The sequence below is a fragment of the Pseudomonas sp. LBUM1663 genome (genome assembly GCF_059695905.1).
The window spans coordinates 2,163,246-2,183,678 of the sequence record NZ_CP166792.1; the positions used below are offsets into that span (position 1 = coordinate 2,163,246).

16 protein-coding genes and 1 pseudogene are annotated in these 20,433 nt (G+C 60.1%); 8 read left to right on the forward strand and 9 right to left on the reverse strand.

Features of this window, described 5'->3' with window-relative positions:
• Window positions 1–12 precede the first annotated feature (12 nt).
• The 3 genes and pseudogenes from ACA075_RS09825 to ACA075_RS09835 all read right to left on the reverse strand — a co-directional run.
• A pseudogene (locus ACA075_RS09825) lies at window positions 13–958 on the reverse strand (cytosine permease); the annotation flags it as partial.
• On the reverse strand, window positions 919–1,134 hold the full coding sequence (locus ACA075_RS09830) for a hypothetical protein (RefSeq protein WP_497298290.1): 216 nt from the start codon (window positions 1,132–1,134) through the stop codon (window positions 919–921). The pseudogene ACA075_RS09825 and the gene ACA075_RS09830, both read right to left, overlap by 40 nt.
• A 573-nt stretch (window positions 1,135–1,707) precedes the next feature.
• Window positions 1,708–2,448: a phosphoadenylyl-sulfate reductase gene (locus ACA075_RS09835; RefSeq protein ID WP_010456562.1), complete on the reverse strand. Its 741-nt coding sequence runs from the start codon at window positions 2,446–2,448 to the stop codon at window positions 1,708–1,710.
• A 173-nt stretch (window positions 2,449–2,621) separates the two neighbouring features.
• Between ACA075_RS09835 and thrH the strand changes: the two genes are divergently transcribed.
• Window positions 2,622–3,239, forward strand: coding sequence for a bifunctional phosphoserine phosphatase/homoserine phosphotransferase ThrH (gene thrH, locus ACA075_RS09840; RefSeq protein ID WP_033055708.1), 618 nt, complete (start codon window positions 2,622–2,624; stop codon window positions 3,237–3,239).
• 129 nt (window positions 3,240–3,368) lie between these two features.
• Here thrH and pabB read toward each other — a convergent pair whose 3' ends face one another.
• The 4 genes from pabB to rloA form a co-directional block, all read right to left on the reverse strand.
• Window positions 3,369–4,706 carry an aminodeoxychorismate synthase component I gene (pabB, locus tag ACA075_RS09845; RefSeq protein WP_497298291.1) on the reverse strand — a complete coding sequence of 446 codons (1,338 nt, stop codon included), beginning with the start codon at window positions 4,704–4,706 and terminating at the stop codon, window positions 3,369–3,371.
• Window positions 4,707–4,954: 248 nt separating this feature from the next.
• Entirely contained in the window at window positions 4,955–5,941 is a 987-nt protein-coding gene (locus ACA075_RS09850) for an alpha-L-glutamate ligase-like protein (RefSeq protein ID WP_497298292.1), read from the reverse strand.
• Complete coding sequence (gene rloB, locus ACA075_RS09855; RefSeq protein ID WP_497298293.1) at window positions 5,941–7,476, reverse strand: osmotic stress tolerance membrane protein RloB; 1,536 nt, start codon at window positions 7,474–7,476, stop codon at window positions 5,941–5,943. The genes ACA075_RS09850 and rloB overlap by 1 nt, the downstream gene beginning before the upstream one ends.
• A gap of 5 nt (window positions 7,477–7,481) precedes the next feature.
• On the reverse strand, window positions 7,482–8,018 hold the full coding sequence (rloA, locus tag ACA075_RS09860) for a retropepsin-like aspartic peptidase RloA (protein WP_497298294.1): 537 nt from the start codon (window positions 8,016–8,018) through the stop codon (window positions 7,482–7,484).
• 299 nt (window positions 8,019–8,317) lie between these two features.
• Between rloA and ACA075_RS09865 the strand changes: the two genes are divergently transcribed.
• The 6 genes from ACA075_RS09865 (at window position 8,318) to prpD (ending at window position 17,012) form a co-directional block, all read left to right on the forward strand.
• Window positions 8,318–9,040 (forward strand): GntR family transcriptional regulator, encoded by a 723-nt coding sequence (locus ACA075_RS09865; protein ID WP_010456551.1) that lies wholly within the window; start codon window positions 8,318–8,320, stop codon window positions 9,038–9,040.
• A complete protein-coding gene (prpB, locus tag ACA075_RS09870; RefSeq protein ID WP_010456549.1) occupies window positions 9,037–9,927 on the forward strand; it encodes a methylisocitrate lyase in 891 nt (296 codons plus the stop codon). The genes ACA075_RS09865 and prpB overlap by 4 nt, the downstream gene beginning before the upstream one ends.
• Window positions 9,928–10,143: 216 nt before the next feature.
• Window positions 10,144–11,271, forward strand: a complete 1,128-nt coding sequence (gene prpC / locus ACA075_RS09875) for a bifunctional 2-methylcitrate synthase/citrate synthase (RefSeq protein WP_219096370.1) — start codon at window positions 10,144–10,146, stop codon at window positions 11,269–11,271.
• Between the two features lie 202 nt (window positions 11,272–11,473).
• Entirely contained in the window at window positions 11,474–14,068 is a 2,595-nt protein-coding gene (acnD, locus tag ACA075_RS09880) for a Fe/S-dependent 2-methylisocitrate dehydratase AcnD (protein WP_497298295.1), read from the forward strand.
• A gap of 54 nt (window positions 14,069–14,122) precedes the next feature.
• Window positions 14,123–15,313 carry a 2-methylaconitate cis-trans isomerase PrpF gene (gene prpF / locus ACA075_RS09885; protein WP_219096372.1) on the forward strand — a complete coding sequence of 397 codons (1,191 nt, stop codon included), beginning with the start codon at window positions 14,123–14,125 and terminating at the stop codon, window positions 15,311–15,313.
• A 214-nt stretch (window positions 15,314–15,527) separates the two neighbouring features.
• Window positions 15,528–17,012, forward strand: a complete 1,485-nt coding sequence (gene prpD, locus ACA075_RS09890; RefSeq protein ID WP_497298296.1) for a 2-methylcitrate dehydratase — start codon at window positions 15,528–15,530, stop codon at window positions 17,010–17,012.
• A gap of 36 nt (window positions 17,013–17,048) precedes the next feature.
• Here prpD and ACA075_RS09895 read toward each other — a convergent pair whose 3' ends face one another.
• Window positions 17,049–17,936, reverse strand: coding sequence for a DMT family transporter (locus ACA075_RS09895; RefSeq protein WP_497299221.1), 888 nt, complete (start codon window positions 17,934–17,936; stop codon window positions 17,049–17,051).
• Window positions 17,937–18,072: 136 nt separating this feature from the next.
• On the opposite strand from ACA075_RS09895, the gene ACA075_RS09900 reads away from it, so the two are divergent.
• The gene (locus ACA075_RS09900) at window positions 18,073–19,482 is read left to right on the forward strand and encodes an aminotransferase-like domain-containing protein (protein ID WP_497298297.1); all 1,410 of its coding nucleotides are present in this window, start codon (window positions 18,073–18,075) and stop codon (window positions 19,480–19,482) included.
• Between the two features lie 121 nt (window positions 19,483–19,603).
• Here ACA075_RS09900 and ppsR read toward each other — a convergent pair whose 3' ends face one another.
• On the reverse strand, window positions 19,604–20,422 hold the full coding sequence (gene ppsR / locus ACA075_RS09905) for a posphoenolpyruvate synthetase regulatory kinase/phosphorylase PpsR (protein WP_077748193.1): 819 nt from the start codon (window positions 20,420–20,422) through the stop codon (window positions 19,604–19,606).
• Window positions 20,423–20,433 lie beyond the last annotated feature (11 nt).

Consider the following 20,433-nt stretch of genomic DNA (forward strand, 5'->3'; position numbering starts at 1 on the left):
GCCGCCAGTGGATTAGTGGCAGACGTTGTCGACCGCGATGCTTTCACCGCTGACGTCGGCGTAATGGGGCTGTCGCTTGGCGATGATCAGGTAGAGCATTGCGGCGATCCCGGCGCCAACCAGCCACGAGAACGGTGAAACGAGGTGGAAACCCGGCGCCAGCGCCAGGACGATGGCGATCAACGCGGCAGGAATGAACGCCGCTACGGCGCGTAAATTGACCCCGCGGCTGTAGTAATAAGCGCCGCTGGGGTCTTCGCTGTACAACTGAGGCACGTTGACCTGGCCTTTTCGTACAAGCCAGTAGTCGACCATGATCACGCCGTACAACGGGCCGAGCAGGGCGCGGAGGCCTGACAGGAAATACACGATCACCAGCGGGCTGTTGTAGAGGTTCCACGGCAGGATCAGCACCGCGATGGTCGCGCTGATCAGGCCGGCGCGGCGGAAGGTCAGGTACTTGGGCGCCAGGTTGCTGAGCACGAAGGCCGGGGCGACGAAGTTGGCCATGATGTTCACCGCCACGGTGACGATCAGGAACGCCAGGCAGCCGAGCACCAGGAAGAAGGTATTGGGGATTGAGGATTGAGGCGATGATTTCAGTCGGGCTTTCGATGATCCGGCCATTGATCTGAAATTGCGCACCACAGAGCAGGACGGTGATGGCCGCGAATACCAGAATATTCACCGGCAGGCCCCAGAAATTTCCGACCTTGATGGTTTTGCGGCACGGCGATGAACGGGCGAAGTCGCAGAAGTTGAGGATCAACGTCCCGTAGATCGCCAGCCACAATGCGCCGCCGGCAAAAATATTGCGCCACATCTCACCACCGGTCAGTGGCTCGCGGATCGACCAGGCGATGGTTGCGTTGGCCTGGGTGTACATCCAGGCGGCGAGGGCGGCGACGGTCAGCAGAATCACCGGCCCGGCGAACGCTTCATAGCGCCGTACCATTTCAGGGCGAAGATGCTGTAGCGGCCCCAGCGTCGGCCTTCGGCCTTGGTCGGCGCGAGATCCTTGTTGTGCAAGCGAGGGCTGAGCACCACGGGTTCTTGAAAAGTTTGATCTTGAGCGGTGGGTGGAAAGGAGGGCAGATCCAGCGCGATGTTGTTATTGGAGAGGCTAGTACGCATTCCGGCAGGCTCCGAGCTTGGCGTCGCGATGACTGTGCATGAGCGTTGGCTCGACAAATCTTCGTCGCGGGCAATAAGCATCATTGGTTACGGGGCATCTGCAGCCTGTACGGGATAGGGCGCTTCAGGCTTGCGGATCTAAAGTGCGTGTATGTTTTGAAGTTATTGTATACAAAACATGTCTGCACTTAAGCCAGATCCATGCCAGTTACGGGGCTATGGAAGTCGTTGTTAATTTCGTTTTGTTAGATGGAAACGATAAGTGACTGAATAAAGGGCGATATAAATTGACCGATTGAACAGGTAGTTATTTTTCGGTACGGGTCGTGGGAAATCGCGACTGGGGAAGTCAGGAGAGAAGGATGTAACCTTTTGGGGCGATGAAACTAAAAGTGCACACATAAATGGCACCTACGGTGACATTCGTGTGTACACATTTATAAAGTCGTACATCAAACCTGTGGGAGCGAGCTTGCTCGCGATGACTGAGTTACATCCGACATAGATGTCGACTGATCTACCGCAATCGCGAGCAAGCTCGCTCCCACATTTGGATCTCCGCAAGGCTGGAGGTTATGCCTTGGACTTGCTGATGATATTCCCCGCATGCAGCCCGCATTCTTTCTGCGTCGCCTCTTCCCACCACCAACGGCCTTCACGTTCATGCTGGTTCGGCAGCACCGGGCGGGTGCACGGTTCGCAGCCAATGCTGATGAAGCCGCGCTCGTGCAGGCTGTTATACGGCAGTTCGAGCATGCGGATGTAGCCCCAGATCTCTTCGCTGGTCATCTGCGCCAGCGGGTTGAATTTGTAGAGGGTGCGTTCCGGGGTGGAAAACGCGGTGTCGATCTCCATCACCGCGACGGCGCTGCGGGTGCCCGGGCTCTGGTCCCGGCGCTGGCCGGTGGCCCAGGCGCTCACGCCCGACAGCTTGCGTCGCAGCGGTTCGATCTTGCGGATGCCGCAGCACTCGCCATGGCCGTCCTTGTAGAAACTGAACAGGCCTTTTTCCTTCACGAACGGTTCCAGTTTCGTGTAGTCCGGCGACACAAGCTCGATGTCGATCTTGTAGTGCTCGCGCACCTGATCGATGAAACGGTAGGTCTCCGGGTGCAGGCGTCCGGTGTCGAGGCTGAACACTTTGACGTTCTTGTTCAGCTTCCAGGCCATGTCCACGAGCACCACGTCTTCGGCGCCGCTGAAAGATATCCACAGGTCATCGCCAAACTCGGCAAACGCGAGTTTCAGGATGTCCTGGGCGGATTTGTTGGCATAGGTCGTGGCGAGTTCCACGACATCGAACGATGGGCTCATCAGGGCGGCTTCCTACAGGTCGGTGGCGCTGGGCGCTCTATATAGGGCTGATGGTAACAAAATCCTGCAGCGGCGGGCGCGCCCTGTGCGTTGCGCGGGGCAGCCTGAGTCGCTAGAGTTCGGCAGTCCTTTTACTCGCTCGACTCAATAATCAATACAAATGGGAGTGTCTTGTGGAAATTGCCTGTCTGGATCTCGAAGGTGTGCTGGTCCCGGAAATCTGGATCGCGTTCGCTGAAAAAACCGGTATTGAATCCCTGAGGGCGACCACCCGGGACATTCCCGACTACGACGTGCTGATGAAGCAGCGCCTGCGGATTCTCGACGAGCACGGCTTGAAACTCACTGATATTCAGGAAGTGATCGCCACGCTGAAGCCGCTGGACGGTGCCATCGAGTTCGTCAACTGGCTGCGTGAGCGGTTTCAGGTGGTGATTCTGTCGGACACGTTCTACGAGTTTTCCCAGCCGCTGATGCGTCAACTGGGCTTCCCGACACTGCTGTGCCATCGCCTGATTACCGACGATTCGGGACGGGTGACGAGCTATCAGTTGCGTCAGAAAGATCCGAAGCGGCAGTCGGTTCTGGCGTTCAAGAGTCTGTACTACCGGGTGATTGCGGCGGGGGATTCCTACAACGACACCACGATGCTGGGTGAGGCGGACGCGGGGATTCTGTTTCATGCGCCGGATAACGTGATTCGCGAGTTTCCGCAATTTCCGGCGGTGCACACCTTTGAGGATTTGAAGCAGGAGTTCATCAAGGCTTCCAACCGCGCCCTAAGTCTGTAAGAACAACCTGTGGCGAGGGAGCTTGTCGGATCGCCGCACCGTCCCGCTCGGCTGCGCAGCAGTCGCAAAGATTTTGGCGGCGCTTCGCACCCCAGCGGGAGCAAGCTCCCTCGCCACAAACGCCCGGAATCAAAGGTTTTGCAGGGTGTCGAGAAGGACCTTAACCTTGGTAATCGACTCCTGATACTCGGCCTGCCACTCCGAGTCCGCGACAATCCCGCCGCCGCCCCAGCAGCACACCTGCCCATCCTTGACCAGCAAGCTGCGAATCGCGATGGAGCTGTCCATCTCGCCGCGCACGTCCAGGTACAGCAACGAACCGCAATACAACCCACGTCGGGTCGGCTCCAGCTCGTCGATAATCTGCATGGCACGAATCTTCGGTGCACCGGTGATCGATCCACCCGGGAAACTGCCGGCGATCAGGTCCAGGGCATCCCGGTCATCCGCCAGTTCGCCGGTCACGCTGCTCACCAGGTGATGCACATTCGGATAGCTTTCCAGACTGAACAACTCCGGCACCCGCACCGAGCCGATGCGGCAGGTGCGGCCGAGGTCGTTGCGCAGCAGGTCGACGATCATCAGGTTCTCCGCACGGTCCTTGGGGCTGGCCAGCAGTTCGGCGGCGTTCGCAGCGTCTTCGGCAGCCGTCAGGCCGCGCGGGCGGGTGCCTTTGATCGGGCGGGTTTCCACATGACGTTCACTGACTTTGACGAAGCGCTCAGGGGACAGGCTCAACACCGCGCCGCCGTCGGGCAAGCTCTGGAAACCGGAAAACGGTGTCGGGCACGCGGCCCGCAGCGCGACATACGCGGCCCACGGATCACCAACACATTGCGCACGAAAGCGCTGGGCGAAGTTGACCTGGTAACAATCGCCGGCCTGGATGTATTGCTGAATGCGTTCCAGGGCGTGACGGTATTCATCGGCGCTCAGGTCGGCCTTCATCGGCGCTTTCAGTTTGAACGGCTCGATCGGTGCAGTCGGCGCCTGGCTGAACAAGGCGATCAGGCGCTGGCGCTCGCTGTCGATCAGTGTCGGGTGGAACACCAATTGACTGGTGGCCTGGTGGTGGTCGCTGATCAGTGCCCAGTCGTACAGCCCGAAACGCGCATCCGGTAATTGCAGGTCGTCCTGCGCCTGGCTCGGCAGGTGTTCAAGATGCCGTCCGAAGTCGTAACTCAGGTAACCGATCAGGCCGCCGGCGAACGGCAGTTCATCGGGGACAGCCGCTTCACCCAGTCGTGCCAGATTGTCGCGAAGGCGTTGCAGGAAATCGCTGCCACTTTCGTCAGGCAATACCGCTATTTGCTCCAGCGGCCAGGCGCTGAGCAGGTCATAACGCCCGCGATCAGCGGTGGGCCGGCCGCTGTCGAGCAGCACGGCGCCGGGGGCATGACGAATCGCCGCGAAGTACTCGGCGGGGTTGGCGCGATAGGGCAGCGGGTGTACGGAACAGGTCAACATGGGCGGGGCAGATCAGCCATCGAGGCGGGGTGGCGATTGTAGTCCTCTGCAGGATTTGCTCCTAGAGGGGATGTCGGGAACTGACCGATTAGCAGCGGCAACACGAAACCTGTGGCGAGGGAGCTTGCTCCCGTTGGGGTGCGAAGCAGCCCCCAGATCATTCACCTCGGGAGTATCAGGCAGATCGCATCAGCCGGTTTACGACTGCTTCGCAGCCGAGCGGGAGCAAGCTCCCTCGCCACAAAGGATCAGCCTTCAACCGCAGGAATATGCCCAAACATCTCTTGAACAAAATCCACCCGCTCGCGCACCGTCTCGGTAACCCCGCGCGCCTTCAATTCTTCCAGCCGCGCTTCAACCGCATGGGTGCGCAGCGTCAGGCCGCAATCGTTGGCAATCTGGATATTCAACCCGGGCCGGGCATTGAGCTCAAGAATCAGCGGGCCCTTTTCCTGGTCGAGCACCATGTCGACACCGATGTAGCCCAGCCCGCACAGCTCATAACAGCCGGCAGCGAGTTTCATGAAACCGTCCCAGTAGGGCAGTTGCACGCCGTCTACCGCGTTGGTGGTGTCCGGGTGTTTGGTGATGATGTTGTTCAGCCAGGTACCGCGCAGGGTCTGCCCGGTCGCGAGGTCGACACCGACGCCGATGGCGCCCTGGTGCAGGTTGGCCTTGCCGCCGGACTGGCGCGTCGGCAGGCGCAACATCGCCATCACCGGGTAGCCCATCAACACGATGATGCGAATGTCCGGGACGCCTTCGTAGCTGATGCTTTTGAAGATCTGGTCCGGGATCACGCGGTATTCAATCAGTGCGCGGTCACGGTGACCGCCAAGGGAATACAGGCCGGTGAGGATGCTAGAGACATGGTGCTCGATCTCCTCATGGCTGATGATCTTGCCGGACACCGTGCGATAGCGGCCCTCGAAACGGTCGGCAACCACAATGATGCCGTCGCCGCCCGCGCCTTGGGCCGGCTTGATCACGAAGTCGGTGCGCCCGCCGATGATCTTGTCGAGGTTATCGATTTCCTTCTCGGTGGAGATCACGCCGTACAGCTCGGGCACATGAATGCCAGCGGCGATCGCGCGCTCCTTGGTGATGATCTTGTCATCGACAATCGGGTACAGGCTGCGCTTGTTGTACTTGAGCACGTAGTCCGCGTTACGCCGATTGATCCCCATGATGCCCCGGGCTTCCAGGGCCTTCCAGGTCTTCCAGAAGCCGAACATCAGGCGTCAGCCTTCTTCAGGAAAGCCTTGAAGCGCACCAGTTCGGTCAGGCGGTAACCGCGATAACGCCCCATCGCCAGCATGAAGCCCACCAGGATCAGCAGGATCGCCGGGAAGGTGAACACGAAGTACACCAGCTCCGGCACGCTCATGATCAGGTGCGCCAGGGAGGCGGCAAACAGCGTACCGATTGCCACTTTCATTGCATGCCCGGAACCGCGTTCTTCCCAGGTAATCGACAGGCGTTCGATGGTCATGGTCAGAATCACCATCGGGAACAGCGCCACCGACAGCCCGCGTTCCAGGCCGAGTTTATGGCTGAACAGGCTGATCGCCGCGATCAGCACCACCACAAAGGTCAGCACCACCGACAGCCTCGGCAGCATCTGCAACTTCAAGTGTTCAAGGTAGGATCGCAGCGAAAGTCCCAGCGCCGTGATGATCGTGAACAGCACGATCCCGAAGCCGAGCTGGGTCTCGCGGAAGGCCAGGGCGATCAGCACCGGGGTGAACGTGCCGAGGGTCTGCAAGCCGATCAGGTTGCGCAGGATCAGGATCACCAGCACGCCGATCGGGATCATCACCATGATCATGAAGGTCTGCTGGGTTTGCAGCGGCAAACCGTACAGCGAGTATTCGAGGAAGTTGGCGTCGGTGTTTTCGTCGGTCAGCTTGGCCAGGCGAATCGCGTTCATTTCGCTGTTGTTCAGGCTGAACGTCACGTTGGCTTTCTTGCCGCCATCGACGGTGATCAGGTTTTCGTCGCCGGTCCACCACAGCAGGCGGTCGGTCGGCAGGCCTTGTTCGCCGGTTTCCGGGTTGAAATACAGCCAATCGGTGCCGTTGAAGCTGCGCAGCCAGAGTTCCGGCAGTTGCGGCTGGTCAGCCACCAGGCGGATGGTGTGGACCTTTTCCACCGGCACGTGAGCGATGGACAGGACCAGCTCGACGATTTTAGCCTTGTGCCCGGGGGACGGATCGCCGCCCAGCAACAGCTTCACGTTGTCATCGTTGAGATTGTTGACACGCTTGATGGCTTCGCCGATGAAGGTTTCGACGTCGGCCGAGTGTTGGCGGATCGGCGCGAGCAGGGCTTCGGCGGCGACTTTTTCCGCGCCTTCGACGGCGATGCTGTCGCGGAAGGTCGGGCCCTTGACCTTGGATTTTTCGCCGGTGTAACGCTTGGTCAGCACCAGACGGTAATAAAGGGTCTGATTGCCCTTGGCCCGGCGCGCCGACCAGGTGACCTTGCGGTTGCCGTCGACGCGGTTCACGGCCACGCCGTAGTTATTGGAAATGAAACTCTCGTTGAGGCTGACGTAATCGCGGCTCAGCGGCGGCACGAACATCTGGATCTTGACCGGGTCTTTGGCACTGGCGACGAACTCGACCTTGGCGTCGATGTTCCACAAGTCGTCGGTGGCGTCTTCGGTCACGGGAATGCCGAGCACGAAAATCTGATAGGCCGTAACTGAAATGCCCAGCACCACCAGGATGGCGATCAGCAGTTTCAGATGGAGGGTAAGAGAGCGCATTGGAATTACTCTGCGGTATGTGCGTCGGTGGCGCAGGCGGGTTTGCCAGCAGCGTATTTAAGACTGGGGTCGACCAGCGCGTCGAAGCGTTTCAGCGCTTCGGAGCCAATCAGGAGCGGATATTGGAAGGCACTACGGTCGGTTAGGTTCACTTCGATGCTGCGTAAAGCTGAACCCATGCAGATATCCAGCTCGATCACCGGACGGGCGGTGTACTTCTTGCCTTCATCCGGGTCGTAGTCGCCGGCACGACGCTTGATCTTGCTGACGCGGGCCAGTGGCCGTTCGATGGGGTGCGAATGGGCAGCGTCGATGGCCAAATAGAAGCGCACCCAGGACTCGCCATTGCGTTTGAAGCGTTTGATGTCGCGGGCACTCAAGGACGCTGTTTTCGCCCCGGTGTCGAGTTTGGCGGCGACTTCAAGGTTGATGCCGTCCAGGGAAGCGTACTCGTTGAGGCCGTACACGGTCTTTTCCCCCGCCACGGCGAAACCGGGCAGGCAAAGAAGATAAAGGAATGTCGGGAAGGGCTTGAGTCTCATAAATCCTGGTGCGCAGCGGTCCGTACTTCGATTCAAGGCCCTGGCATCGCTGCGCAAGCTCCCTCGTATGCCTATCAACTATTTATGACAAGCAGTGCAGATGTCACAAACAAATGCGGGCGGCATTCTAGCACGGTGGGTTTATGGCGCCAGCGCTGGCGGGGGGCTATAAACAGAAGGGCTGCTTGGTTGTGGTGCAGTCGGTTATTAGACGATTGTCGACAATACCTATTTATCCTTTGACTGTTGCGCCTGTTTTCGCTAGTTTTTGCGGCATTGGCTTTCAAGGTGTCGACAATATGCTGGATCAACTCGATCCTCCGGTGGTAACGCAAGACGAGTCGGAGACGCTTTCCGAAAACGTCTTCCGCCGCATTCAGGCGGCCATCGTCAAAGGCGAGATCGCCCCGGGCAGCAAGATCTCCGAGCCGGAGCTGGCCCGCACCTATGGCATCAGCCGCGGACCGCTGCGCGAGGCGATCCATCGTCTGGAAGGCCAGCGCTTGCTGGTCCGCGTGCCGCATGTCGGGGCGCGGGTGGTTTCGCTGAGCCATGCCGAGCTGCTGGAGCTCTACGAAATTCGCGAATCCCTCGAAGGCATGGCCTGTCGGCTGGCGGCCGAGCGCATGACCGTCGAAGAAATCGACGAACTGCGCCGGGTCCTCGAAACCCACGAGCGCGATGAGGCGTTTCAGGCCGGCGTTGGCTATTACCAGCAGGAAGGCGACTTCGACTTCCACTACCGGATCATCCAGGGCAGCGGCAACCGCACCCTGACGCAAATGCTCTGCGGCGAGCTCTATCAGCTGGTGCGCATGTACCGCATCCAGTTTTCCACCACGCCCAATCGCCCGCACCAGGCCTTTGCCGAACACCACCGAATCCTCGACGCCATCGCCGACCGTGACGGTGAGTTAGCCGAGTTGTTGATGCGCCGTCACATCGGCGCCTCCAAACGCAATATCGCCCGTCACTACCAGGACGGCGCTAACCAGACAGCCACTGAACGAGGTGAGTCATGAGTTCCAACAAGAGCACTCCAGGCCAGCGTTTCCGCGATGCGGTCGCCAGCGAACATCCGCTGCAAGTGGTCGGCGCGATCAACGCCAACCACGCGCTGCTGGCCAAGCGCGCCGGTTTCAAGGCTATTTACCTGTCGGGTGGCGGGGTGGCTGCCGGCTCCCTCGGCGTGCCGGACCTGGGCATCACCGGCCTGGATGACGTGCTGACCGACGTGCGTCGCATTACCGACGTCTGCGACCTGCCGCTGCTGGTGGACGTGGACACCGGTTTCGGTTCCTCGGCGTTCAACGTCGCGCGCACCGTCAAGTCGATGATCAAGTTCGGCGCGGCGGCGATTCACATCGAAGACCAGGTCGGCGCCAAGCGTTGCGGTCACCGTCCTAATAAAGAGATCGTGTCGCTGCAGGAAATGGTCGACCGGATCAAAGCCGCCGTCGATGCGCGCACCGATGACAGCTTCGTGATCATGGCCCGCACCGACGCCCTAGCGGTGGAAGGCCTGGAATCCGCGCTGGATCGCGCCGCCGCCTGCATCGAGGCCGGCGCCGACATGATCTTCCCGGAAGCCATCACCGAACTGGACATGTACAAACTGTTCGCCAACCGCGTGAAAGCGCCGATCCTGGCCAACATCACCGAATTCGGCGCGACGCCGCTGTACACCACCGAGCAACTCGCCGCTGCCGATGTGTCGCTGGTGCTGTACCCGCTGTCCGCTTTCCGCGCCATGAACAAGGCGGCGGAAAACGTCTACACCGCAATCCGTCGCGACGGCACGCAACAGAACGTCATCGACACCATGCAGACCCGGATGGAGCTTTACGATCGCATCGACTACCACACCTTCGAGCAGAAGCTCGATGCGTTGTTTGCTGCGAAGAAGTAAAGGTTTATGTAGCAGCTGCCGAGCAGCGCGAGGCTGCGTTCGAGGCCGAAGGACTCGCCAGGCCAAGCCAGGCGATCGCGTGCAGGTTTACCACTGCTTCGTCCGAACGCGGCCCGAACCGAACGCAGCCTCGCGCTGGTCGGCAGCTGCTACAGAATCAAGATAACCGTGTAGAAATTGCAGATTCCCTAACAAATTCAAAAACTGGAGACAGCAATGGCCGAAGCAAAAGTACTCAGTGGCGCCGGGCTCCGTGGCCAGGTTGCCGGGCAAACCGCTCTGTCCACCGTGGGCCAATCGGGCGCCGGCCTGACCTATCGCGGCTACGACGTTCGCGAACTGGCGGCTGACGCACAATTCGAAGAAGTCGCCTACCTGCTGCTTTACGGCGAACTGCCGACCAAAGCACAACTCGCCGCTTACATCAGCAAACTGGGCAAGCTGCGCGACCTGCCGCAAGCGCTGAAAGAAGTGCTGGAGCGCATCCCCGCCGACGCCCACCCGATGGACGTGATGCGCACCGGTTGCTCGTTCCTGGGCAACATCGAGCCGGAGAAAGACTTCTCCGAACAACACGACGTGACCGACCGCCTGCTGGCCGCGTTCCCGGCGATCATGTGCTACTGGTATCGCTTCAGCCACGACGGCAAACGCATCAGCTGCGTGAGCGACGAACAATCCATCGGCGGCCACTTCCTGCACCTGTTGCACGACAAGAAGCCGAGCGAGTTGCACGTCAAGGTGATGAACGTTTCGCTGATCCTCTACGCGGAGCACGAGTTCAACGCCTCGACGTTCACCGCACGGGTTTGCGCCTCGACCCTGTCGGACATGTATTCCTGCGTCACGGCCGCCATCGGCTCGCTGCGTGGTCCGCTGCATGGCGGCGCCAACGAAGCGGCGATGGAAATGATCGAGCGCTTCAGCTCGCCGCAAGAGGCGGTCGAGGGCACCCTCGGCATGCTGGCGCGCAAGGACAAGATCATGGGCTTCGGCCACGCGATCTATAAAGACAACGATCCGCGCAACGAAGTGATCAAGGGCTGGTCGAAAAAACTCGCCGACGAAGTGGGCGACACCGTGTTGTTCCCGGTTTCCGAAGCCATCGACGCAACCATGTGGGAGCAGAAGAAACTGTTCCCGAACGCCGACTTCTACCATGCGTCGACGTACCACTTCATGGGCATCCCGACCAAGTTGTTCACACCAATTTTCGTCTGCTCGCGCCTGACCGGCTGGGCAGCGCACGTGTTCGAACAACGTGCCAACAACCGCATCATCCGCCCGAGCGCTGAGTACGTCGGCGTCGAACAGCGCAAGTTCGTGCCAATCGAACAACGCTGAATGGTGAAGGCCGACGCAGGGATTTGAAAGTAATGCAAATTCCTGTGGGAGCGGGCTTGCCCGCGATGACGGAGTCACATTCGACATAAATGTCGCCTGACCCACCGCTATCGCGAGCAAGCTCGCTCCCACAGGGGACGTGTTGAATTCAAACCGGATGTCTGGCCCCACCCTTTGAAACTACCGTGACCGAGTCCTGACGATGAACACTGAATTCCGTAAACCGCTGCCCGGCAGCCATCTGGATTACTTCGACGTCCGTGCGGCTGTCGAGGCCATCCAGCCTGGCGCCTACGACACTCTGCCGTACACCTCTCGCGTGCTGGCGGAAAACCTGGTGCGTCGCTGCGACCCGGCCACGCTCACCGAATCCCTGAAGCAATTCATCGAGCGCAAACGCGACCTCGACTTCCCGTGGTTCCCGGCTCGCGTGGTGTGCCACGACATTCTCGGCCAGACCGCGCTGGTTGACCTCGCCGGCCTGCGTGACGCCATCGCCCTGCAAGGTGGCGACCCGGCGCAAGTGAACCCGGTGGTGCCGACGCAGTTGATCGTCGACCACTCCCTGGCCGTCGAGCGCGGTGGCTTCGATCCAGAGGCGTTCGAGAAGAACCGCGCCATCGAAGACCGTCGCAACGAAGACCGTTTCCACTTCATCAACTGGACCAAAAAGGCCTTCAAGAACGTTGATGTGATTCCACCGGGCAACGGGATCATGCACCAGATCAACCTGGAGAAAATGTCTCCGGTGATCCAGGTACGTGACGGCGTGGCGTTCCCCGACACTTGCGTCGGCACCGACAGTCACACCCCGCACGTCGATGCGCTGGGCGTGATCGCCATCGGTGTCGGTGGCCTGGAAGCCGAGAGCGTGATGCTCGGCCGCGCATCGTGGATGCGCCTGCCGGAAAGCGTCGGCGTCGAATTGACGGGCAAGCTGCAACCGGGCATCACCGCCACCGACATGGTGCTGGCGTTGACCGAGTTCCTGCGCAAGCAAAAAGTCGTCGGTGCATGGCTGGAATTCTTCGGTGAAGGCGCCGCCGCGCTGACCCTCGGCGACCGCGCAACCATCTCCAACATGGCCCCGGAATACGGCGCCACGGCAGCGATGTTCTACATCGATCAGCAGACCATCGACTACCTCAAACTCACCGGCCGTGAAGACGAGCAAGTGCAGTTGGTCGAGAACTACGCCAAGCAAACCGGCCTGTGGGCTGACAGCCTGAAAGGCGCGCAATACGAGCGCGGGTTGACCTTCAACCTGTCCTCGGTGGTGCGTAACATGGCCGGCCCGAGCAACCCGCACGCCCGCGTCGCCACCTCAGACCTCGCCGCCCAAGGCATCTCCGGTCAGTGGGAAGAAGTGCCCGGCCAGATGCCGGACGGAGCGGTGATCATCGCCGCCATCACCAGTTGCACCAACACCAGCAACCCGCGCAACGTCATCGCCGCCGGCCTGCTGGCGCGCAATGCCAACAAGCTCGGGCTGACTCGCAAGCCGTGGGTCAAATCGTCCCTGGCGCCGGGTTCGAAAACCGTCGCGTTGTACCTCGACGAGGCCGGCCTCACCAGCGAACTGGAGCAGCTCGGTTTCGGCATAGTGGCCTTCGCTTGCACCACCTGCAACGGCATGTCCGGCGCGCTGGACCCGGCGATCCAGCAAGAGATCATCGACCGCGACCTGTACGCCACTGCCGTGTTGTCCGGCAACCGTAACTTCGACGGCCGGATCCACCCGTATGCGAAGAACGCCTTCCTCGCTTCGCCACCGTTGGTGGTTGCTTACGCCATCGCCGGCACCATCCGTTTCGACATCGAAAAAGATGTGCTGGGTGTGGTCGATGGCAAGGAAATCCGCCTGAAAGACATCTGGCCGAGCGACGAAGAAATCGACGCGGTGGTGAAGGCTTCGGTCAAGCCGGAGCAGTTCCGTCAGGTCTACATCCCGATGTTCGCCATCCATGAAGACACCGGCCCGAAAGTGACGCCGCTGTACGACTGGCGCGAGATGAGCACCTACATCCGCCGTCCGCCGTACTGGGAAGGCGCGCTGGCCGGGGCGCGTCCGCTCAAGGGCATGCGCCCGCTGGCGGTGCTGCCGGACAACATCACCACCGATCACCTGTCGCCGTCGAACGCGATCATGCTGGACAGCGCGGCGGGTGAATACCTGGCGAAAATGGGCCTGCCGGAAGAGGACTTCAACTCTTACGCGACTCACCGTGGCGACCACCTGACCGCGCAGCGCGCCACCTTCGCCAACCCGAAACTGTTCAATGAAATGGTTCAGGAAAACGGCAAGGTCAAGCAGGGTTCTCTCGCTCGCGTCGAGCCGGAAGGCCAAGTGATGCGCATGTGGGAAGCCATCGAAACCTACATGGAACGCAAGCAGCCGCTGATCATCATCGCCGGCGCCGATTACGGTCAGGGTTCGTCCCGCGACTGGGCGGCGAAGGGCGTGCGTCTGGCCGGTGTCGAGGCGATTGCCGCTGAAGGTTTCGAGCGCATCCACCGCACCAACCTGGTGGGCATGGGCGTGTTGCCACTGGAGTTCAAACCGGGCACCGACCGTCACACCCTGGCCATCGATGGCAGCGAAACCTATGACGTGATCGGTGAGCGCACGCCGCGCGCCGAGCTGACGCTGGTGATCAACCGCAAGAACGGCGAACGTGTCGAAGTGCCGGTGACCTGCCGCCTCGACACCGCTGAAGAAGTGTCGATCTACGAGGCGGGTGGCGTTTTGCAGCGTTTCGCGCAGGACTTCCTCGAAGAATCGGCGGTTGCCGTTTAACACGATGAGTTCGGGCGGGACCCTGCGGTCCCGCTCGATCCTAAAAGGAACATCATGGCTCACGTACCTCAAATTAAAATCGCCGCCACCTACATGCGTGGCGGCACCAGCAAGGGCGTGTTTTTCAGCCTGAAAGACCTGCCCGAAGCGGCACAGGTTCCAGGCCCGGCGCGCGATGCCTTGTTGCTGCGCGTGATCGGCAGCCCCGACCCCTACGACAAGCAAATCGACGGTATGGGCGGCGCGACCTCCAGCACCAGCAAAACCGTGATCCTGTCCAAAAGCATCAAGGCCGATCACGACGTCGATTACCTGTTCGGTCAGGTGTCCATCGACAAGCCTTTCGTCGACTGGAGTGGCAACTGCGGCAACCTGTCGGCGGCGGTCGGTTCGTTTGCCATCAGCAATGGTTTGGTGGACGCCAGCCGCATCCCGCACAACGGTGTGGCGGTGGTTCGCGTGTGGCAGGCCAACATTGGCAAGACCATCATCGCCCATGTGCCGATCACCAACGGTGAAGTGCAGGAAACCGGCGATTTTGAACTCGACGGCGTGACCTTTCCGGCGGCCGAAGTGCAGGTCGAATTCATGGACCCGGCGGCGGAGGAAGAGGGCGGTGGCGGTTCGATGTTTCCTACCGGCAACCTGGTGGATGACCTCGAAGTACCCGGCGTCGGAACCTTCAAGGCGACCATGATCAATGCCGGCATCCCGACGATTTTCGTCAATGCCGAAGACATCGGCTACACCGGCACCGAGTTGCAGGGTGCGATCAACAGCGATCCGAAAGCGCTGCTGATGTTCGAGACCATCCGTGCTTATGGCGCATTGCGCATGGGCTTGATCAAAGACCTGGACGAAGCCGCCAAGCGTCAGCACACGCCGAAGGTGGCCTTTGTCGCCAAGCCTGCCGACTACGTTGCTTCGAGTGGGAAAGCGATCGCGGCGGGTGATGTCGACTTGCTGGTGCGCGCGTTGTCGATGGGTAAATTGCATCACGCGATGATGGGCACGGCGGCGGTTGCCATCGGTACTGCCGCAGCGATTTCCGGGACGTTGGTCAACCTCGCAGCCGGTGGCATCGAACGTAATGCCGTGCGCTTCGGGCATCCGTCCGGCACCTTGCGGGTGGGCGCCGAGGCCAGCCAGGTGAACGGTGAATGGACCGTCAACAAAGCCATCATGAGCCGCAGTGCGCGGGTGTTGATGGAAGGCTTCGTGCGAGTGCCGGGCGACTCCTTCTGACACAAATCCGGAGATAAACACAAAACCCTGTGGGAGCGAGCCTGCTCGCGATGAGGCCATAACATTCAACATCCTTGTTGCCAGTTATACCGCCATCGCGAGCAGGCTCGCTCCCACAATGGATCGCATTTCAATAATAAGAATGTTGTAACTAATCGAGATTGATCCCTGAACCGAGGTCCCATCAACGAACCACTTCAAGAGTGAATCGAACATGAGCGCCAACGTCGACCTGAACAACCGCCCCGACTACGACACCGTCCTGCAGGACATTGCCGATTACGTCCTCAACTTCAAAATCGAGTCCAAGGAAGCGCTGGACACTGCCCGCAACTGCCTGATGGACACCCTCGGCTGCGGCCTGCTGGCCCTGCGCTTCCCCGAATGCACCAAACACCTGGGCCCCATCGTGGAAGGCACCGTCGTTCCGTTCGGCGCCCGGGTTCCCGGAACAAGTTTGCGGCTCGATCCCGTCAAAGCGGCATGGGACATCGGCTGCATCGTCCGCTGGCTCGACTACAACGACACCTGGCTCGCCGCTGAATGGGGGCATCCGTCCGATAACCTCGGCGGTATTCTCGCGGTGGCCGATCACCTGTCGCAGAAACGCCTGGCCAATGGCGATGCGCCGCTGACTGTCCGCGTGGTGCTCGAAGCCATGATCATGGCCCATGAGATTCAAGGCGTGATTGCACTGGAAAACTCCTTCAATCGGGTAGGGCTCGATCACGTCATCCTGGTGAAAGTCGCCTCGACCGCCGTCACCGCCAAACTCATGGGCGCCAATCGCGAGCAGTTGCTGTCAGCGTTGTCCCACGCCTTTGCCGACGGCCAGGCGCTGCGCACGTATCGGCATGCGCCGAATGCCGGGTCGCGCAAGTCCTGGGCAGCGGGCGATGCGTCCAGTCGGGGCGTGCGCCTGGCGGACATGGCGATGCGCGGCGAGATGGGCATTCCCGGCGTGCTGACCGCCAAACAGTGGGGCTTTTACGACGTGTTGTTCAGCCACACCAACAACGATCTGGCGCTCAAACCCGAAGACAAACGCGCGTTCAGCTTCTCCCGCCCATACGGCACCTACGTGATGGAAAACGTGCTGTTCAAAATCAGTTTCCCCGCTGAATTCCACGCACAAACCGCCTGCGAAGCGGCAGTGACCCTGCATCCGCAGGTTCGAAATCGTCTGCATGAGATCGACAAAATCGTCATTACCACCCACGAATCGGCAATCCGCATCATTTCCAAGGTCGGCCCGTTGGCCAATGCGGCCGACCGCGACCACTGCATTCAGTACATGACGGCAGTGCCGCTGGCATTTGGCAATCTGGTCGCCGAGCAGTACGAAGACAGCTTCCACGCGGCGCACCCGATCATCGACGTGCTGCGCGAGAAAATGGTCATCATCGAAGACCCGCAGTACACCCGCGAATACCTGGAGGCTGACAAGCGTTCCATCGCCAACGCGATCCAGGTGTTTTTCAAGGACGGCTCCAGCACCGAGAAGGTCGTGGTGGAATATCCGATCGGCCATCGCCGTCGCCGCACCGCTGGCATTCCGTTGCTGGAGGACAAGTTCAAGGCCAACCTGGCGACGCGCTTTACCGCCCAGCGCAGTAAGGAAATTTTTGCGTTGTGCACGGATCCGGCTGCGTTGGAGGCAACCCCGGTCAATCGCTTCGTCGACCTGTTCGTGATCTGACACGAATCCCTGTAGGAGACAGCGGTGCGGCCGGCGTCAGCCCTTAAGCCATTTTTCGACCGGCAATTTGGTAATGGCAAACCCCGCCAGCAACACCGCCGAATACCCCATCAACTCCCGGGTCAGACTTTGCCCCTCATACCACGCGCCAATCACCACCGCGAACACCGGAAAAATAATAAACACGAACGACAGAATGATCGGGCTCAAGCGTTTGAGCAGCAAAAAGTAAACGATAAACCCGCCCACCGAGGCCACAAGCCCCAGGTACAGCAAGGCCCCCCACGAACGCGCAGTGATGTCATCGAACACCGGTGCCTCAACGCTCAATCCCGCCACCAACAGCATCAAACCGGCCAGGCCGATAGGCAGCGTGTTGTAAGTAATCACGCTGATCGAACTGCCTTGCTTCTTGGTGATTACGTAACACAGTGCATGCATGACCGCCGCCGCCAGAATCGCCAGCACCCCGAAGAATTCGGCATGGTCCAGGTGCAGCCCCTGGCTGCGGATAATCATGAACAGACTGCCGAATCCGATGGCGATGCCAATCACTTGCGAAGGGTAGATTTTCTCCCGCAGAAACACAGCGGAAAACAGCAGGATGAACACCGGCATGCAGCTGAACAGCAGCGCGGTCAGGCCGGACGACACGTGCATCTCGCCAAAGTTGAGCAAGTAATACGGCAGGGTGAAATACGACAGCGTGACGAACACGAAAAACCAGCGGCTTTTCCGGGGAAATAGCAGCGGCTCGCGACGCAACAAGGCGAAGCTCAAAAACAGCGGAAAGGCGATCAGAAAACGCAGCCCGGCGGCGGTCAGCGGCGGCACACTCTCGACGGCAATCTTGATGCCCAGCCACGTCGTGCCCCAACTCAGGCAAACGATCAGGAACAGTGCGCTGGTGACCAGTCCGGCCAGCCAGGGTTTTCGGATGCTGGAAGAGGTGCTGAGGGCCGTGAACATGATCTTGCTCCTTCGTCGTCGAAATTGACCCGGTTACCAAATAGGTCTATTCCTGATTGAACCTGTTTTAAGCACGCTATTCGGGATGGAAATGACTGTCAAAACAAGTATTGCCACGGTGTCAATACTGCGCGAAGGCCTGGCTCAGGGGCGCGGCGTGAAGTACAAACGTCTGGCCGAGGCCCTCGAAAAGAGCATCGGCGAAGGCTTGATCGAGCCCGGCAGCAAATTGCCGCCCCATCGTTTGTTGGCAGACAGCGTGGGCGTGACCATCGGCACCATCAGCCGTGCGTATGGCGAACTGGAGCGGGTAGGGTTGGTCGTGGCTCGTGTAGGAGATGGCACCTATGTGCGTCAGCGCGGGATGGAGCGGCCGCGGGATTCCGGCTTTCGCAATGTCAGCGACGAGCCACAGCCTTACTTCGATATGAGTCGGAATCAGCCGATTCCGGGGCAGGAAGGCGCTTTTCTCAGTCAAAGCCTGCAGACCCTCGCGAGCGATCCGCACACCTTGCAGTTGCTCAGCGGTTACACCGCCGATGCCGGATTACCCCGCCATCGTGCGGCAGGTGCCCATTGGCTGCGGCATCAGGCGTTCGTACCGAGCGCCGAGCAGGTCATTTGCGTCAATGGCGGCCAGCACGGCTTGCTCTGCGTGTTGATGGCGTTGCTCAAGCCCGGCGACACACTGGTCACCGAGCAGTTGACTTACCCCGGGCTGATCAGCGTCGCCCGCATGCTCGGCATAAAGCTGATCGGCGTCGAGATGGATGACGAGGGATTGCTGCCCGACGCGTTGTCGGACGTTTCCCAGCATCATCGGGTATCTGCGGTGTACTGCACGCCGACTATCCAGAATCCTACGGCGGCGGTGATGTCCGTCCCACGACGTGAGGCGATTGCCGAGGTCTGTCGCCAACATAATCTGCTGATCATCGAGGACGAAGCCCACGCCGTGCTGGCGCAGCAGCGTCCGTTGCCCTTGAGTCACTTTGCCCCGGAGCGTTCGGTGTTGATCGGCAGTTTGAGCAAAGCGGTTTCGGCGGGTTTGCGTGCGGGTTATCTGCATGCGCCGCAACCGTTGATCGGACGGCTGAGCGCAGCGGTGCGCGGGACGTGCTGGATGGCGAATCCGCTGTCGATGGAGCTGGCGACGGCGTGGATCGAAAACGGTATCGCCGAGCAGTTGCTGAGGCAGCAGATTGCTGAAATCAGTCGCCGCAAGCGTTTGGTCAGCCCAATGTTAGAAGAGGTCGGATACAAGACTCATCCCCACAGCCCACACTTCTGGATCGAAGTGCCCGAGCCTTGGCGGGCGTCGCAGATTGCGGCGGAGCTCAAACAGAACAATTACCTGGTGGCCACCGCGGAGGCGTTTGCGGTCGGGCATGCCGCGGTACCGCAATTCATTCGGGCAAGTGTGTGTCATTCGGCGGGGGATGATCGGTTGTTGTTGCAGGGGTTTGAGGCGTTGGCGAGGGCATTGGCCGAGACCGTGTAATCGTTCTTCGCGGGCAAGCCTCGCTCCTACAGGTTTCGTGTCGTTCACGGCATGCGGGATCGACACAAAACCTGTACGAGCGAGGCTTGCCCGCGAAGGCGTCCTCGCGGGCGCTACAAATCTACTTGAACCGCCGCTCAACACCTTTTTCGACGAGGATCTTCGCCGAAATCTCTTCCACCGAAAAATGCGTGGAGTTGATGTTCGGGATGTTCTCCCGGCGGAACAGGTTCTCCACCTCGCGCACCTCGAACTCGCACTGGGCGTAGCTCGAATAGCGGCTGTTGGGCTTGCGCTCGTTGCGGATGGCGGTGAGACGGTCCGGGTCGATGGTCAGGCCGAACAGCTTGTGCTGGTGGGCGCGCAGGGCGGTCGGCAGTTGCAGGCGCTCCATGTCGTCTTCGGTCAGCGGGTAGTTGGCCGCGCGGATGCCGAATTGCATAGCCATGTACAGGCACGTCGGTGTCTTACCACAACGCGACACGCCCACTAGGATGAGGTCGGCCTTGTCGTAATAATGCGTGCGCGCGCCGTCGTCGTTGTCGAGGGCGAAGTTCACCGCCTCGATCCGCTCCATGTAATTGGAGTTGGTGCCGATGGAGTGGGATTTGCCGACGGTGTAGGAAGAATGCTCGGTCAGTTCCTGTTCAAGCGGCGCCAGGAAGGTCGAGAAAATGTCGATCATGAAACCATTGGACGTTGCGAGGATCTCACGGATGTCCTGATTGACGATGGTGTCAAAGATAATCGGCCGGAAGCCGTCGGTTTCGGCGGCTTTGTTGATTTGTTGTACCATGGCCCGCGCTTTATCCACGTTGTCGATGTACGGACGCGTGAATTTGCTGAAGGTAATGTTTTCGAACTGCGCCAGGAGGCTTTGGCCGAGGGTTTCGGCTGTGATGCCAGTACCGTCGGAAATAAAGAAAGCAGATCGTTTCATTTGCACCTTGG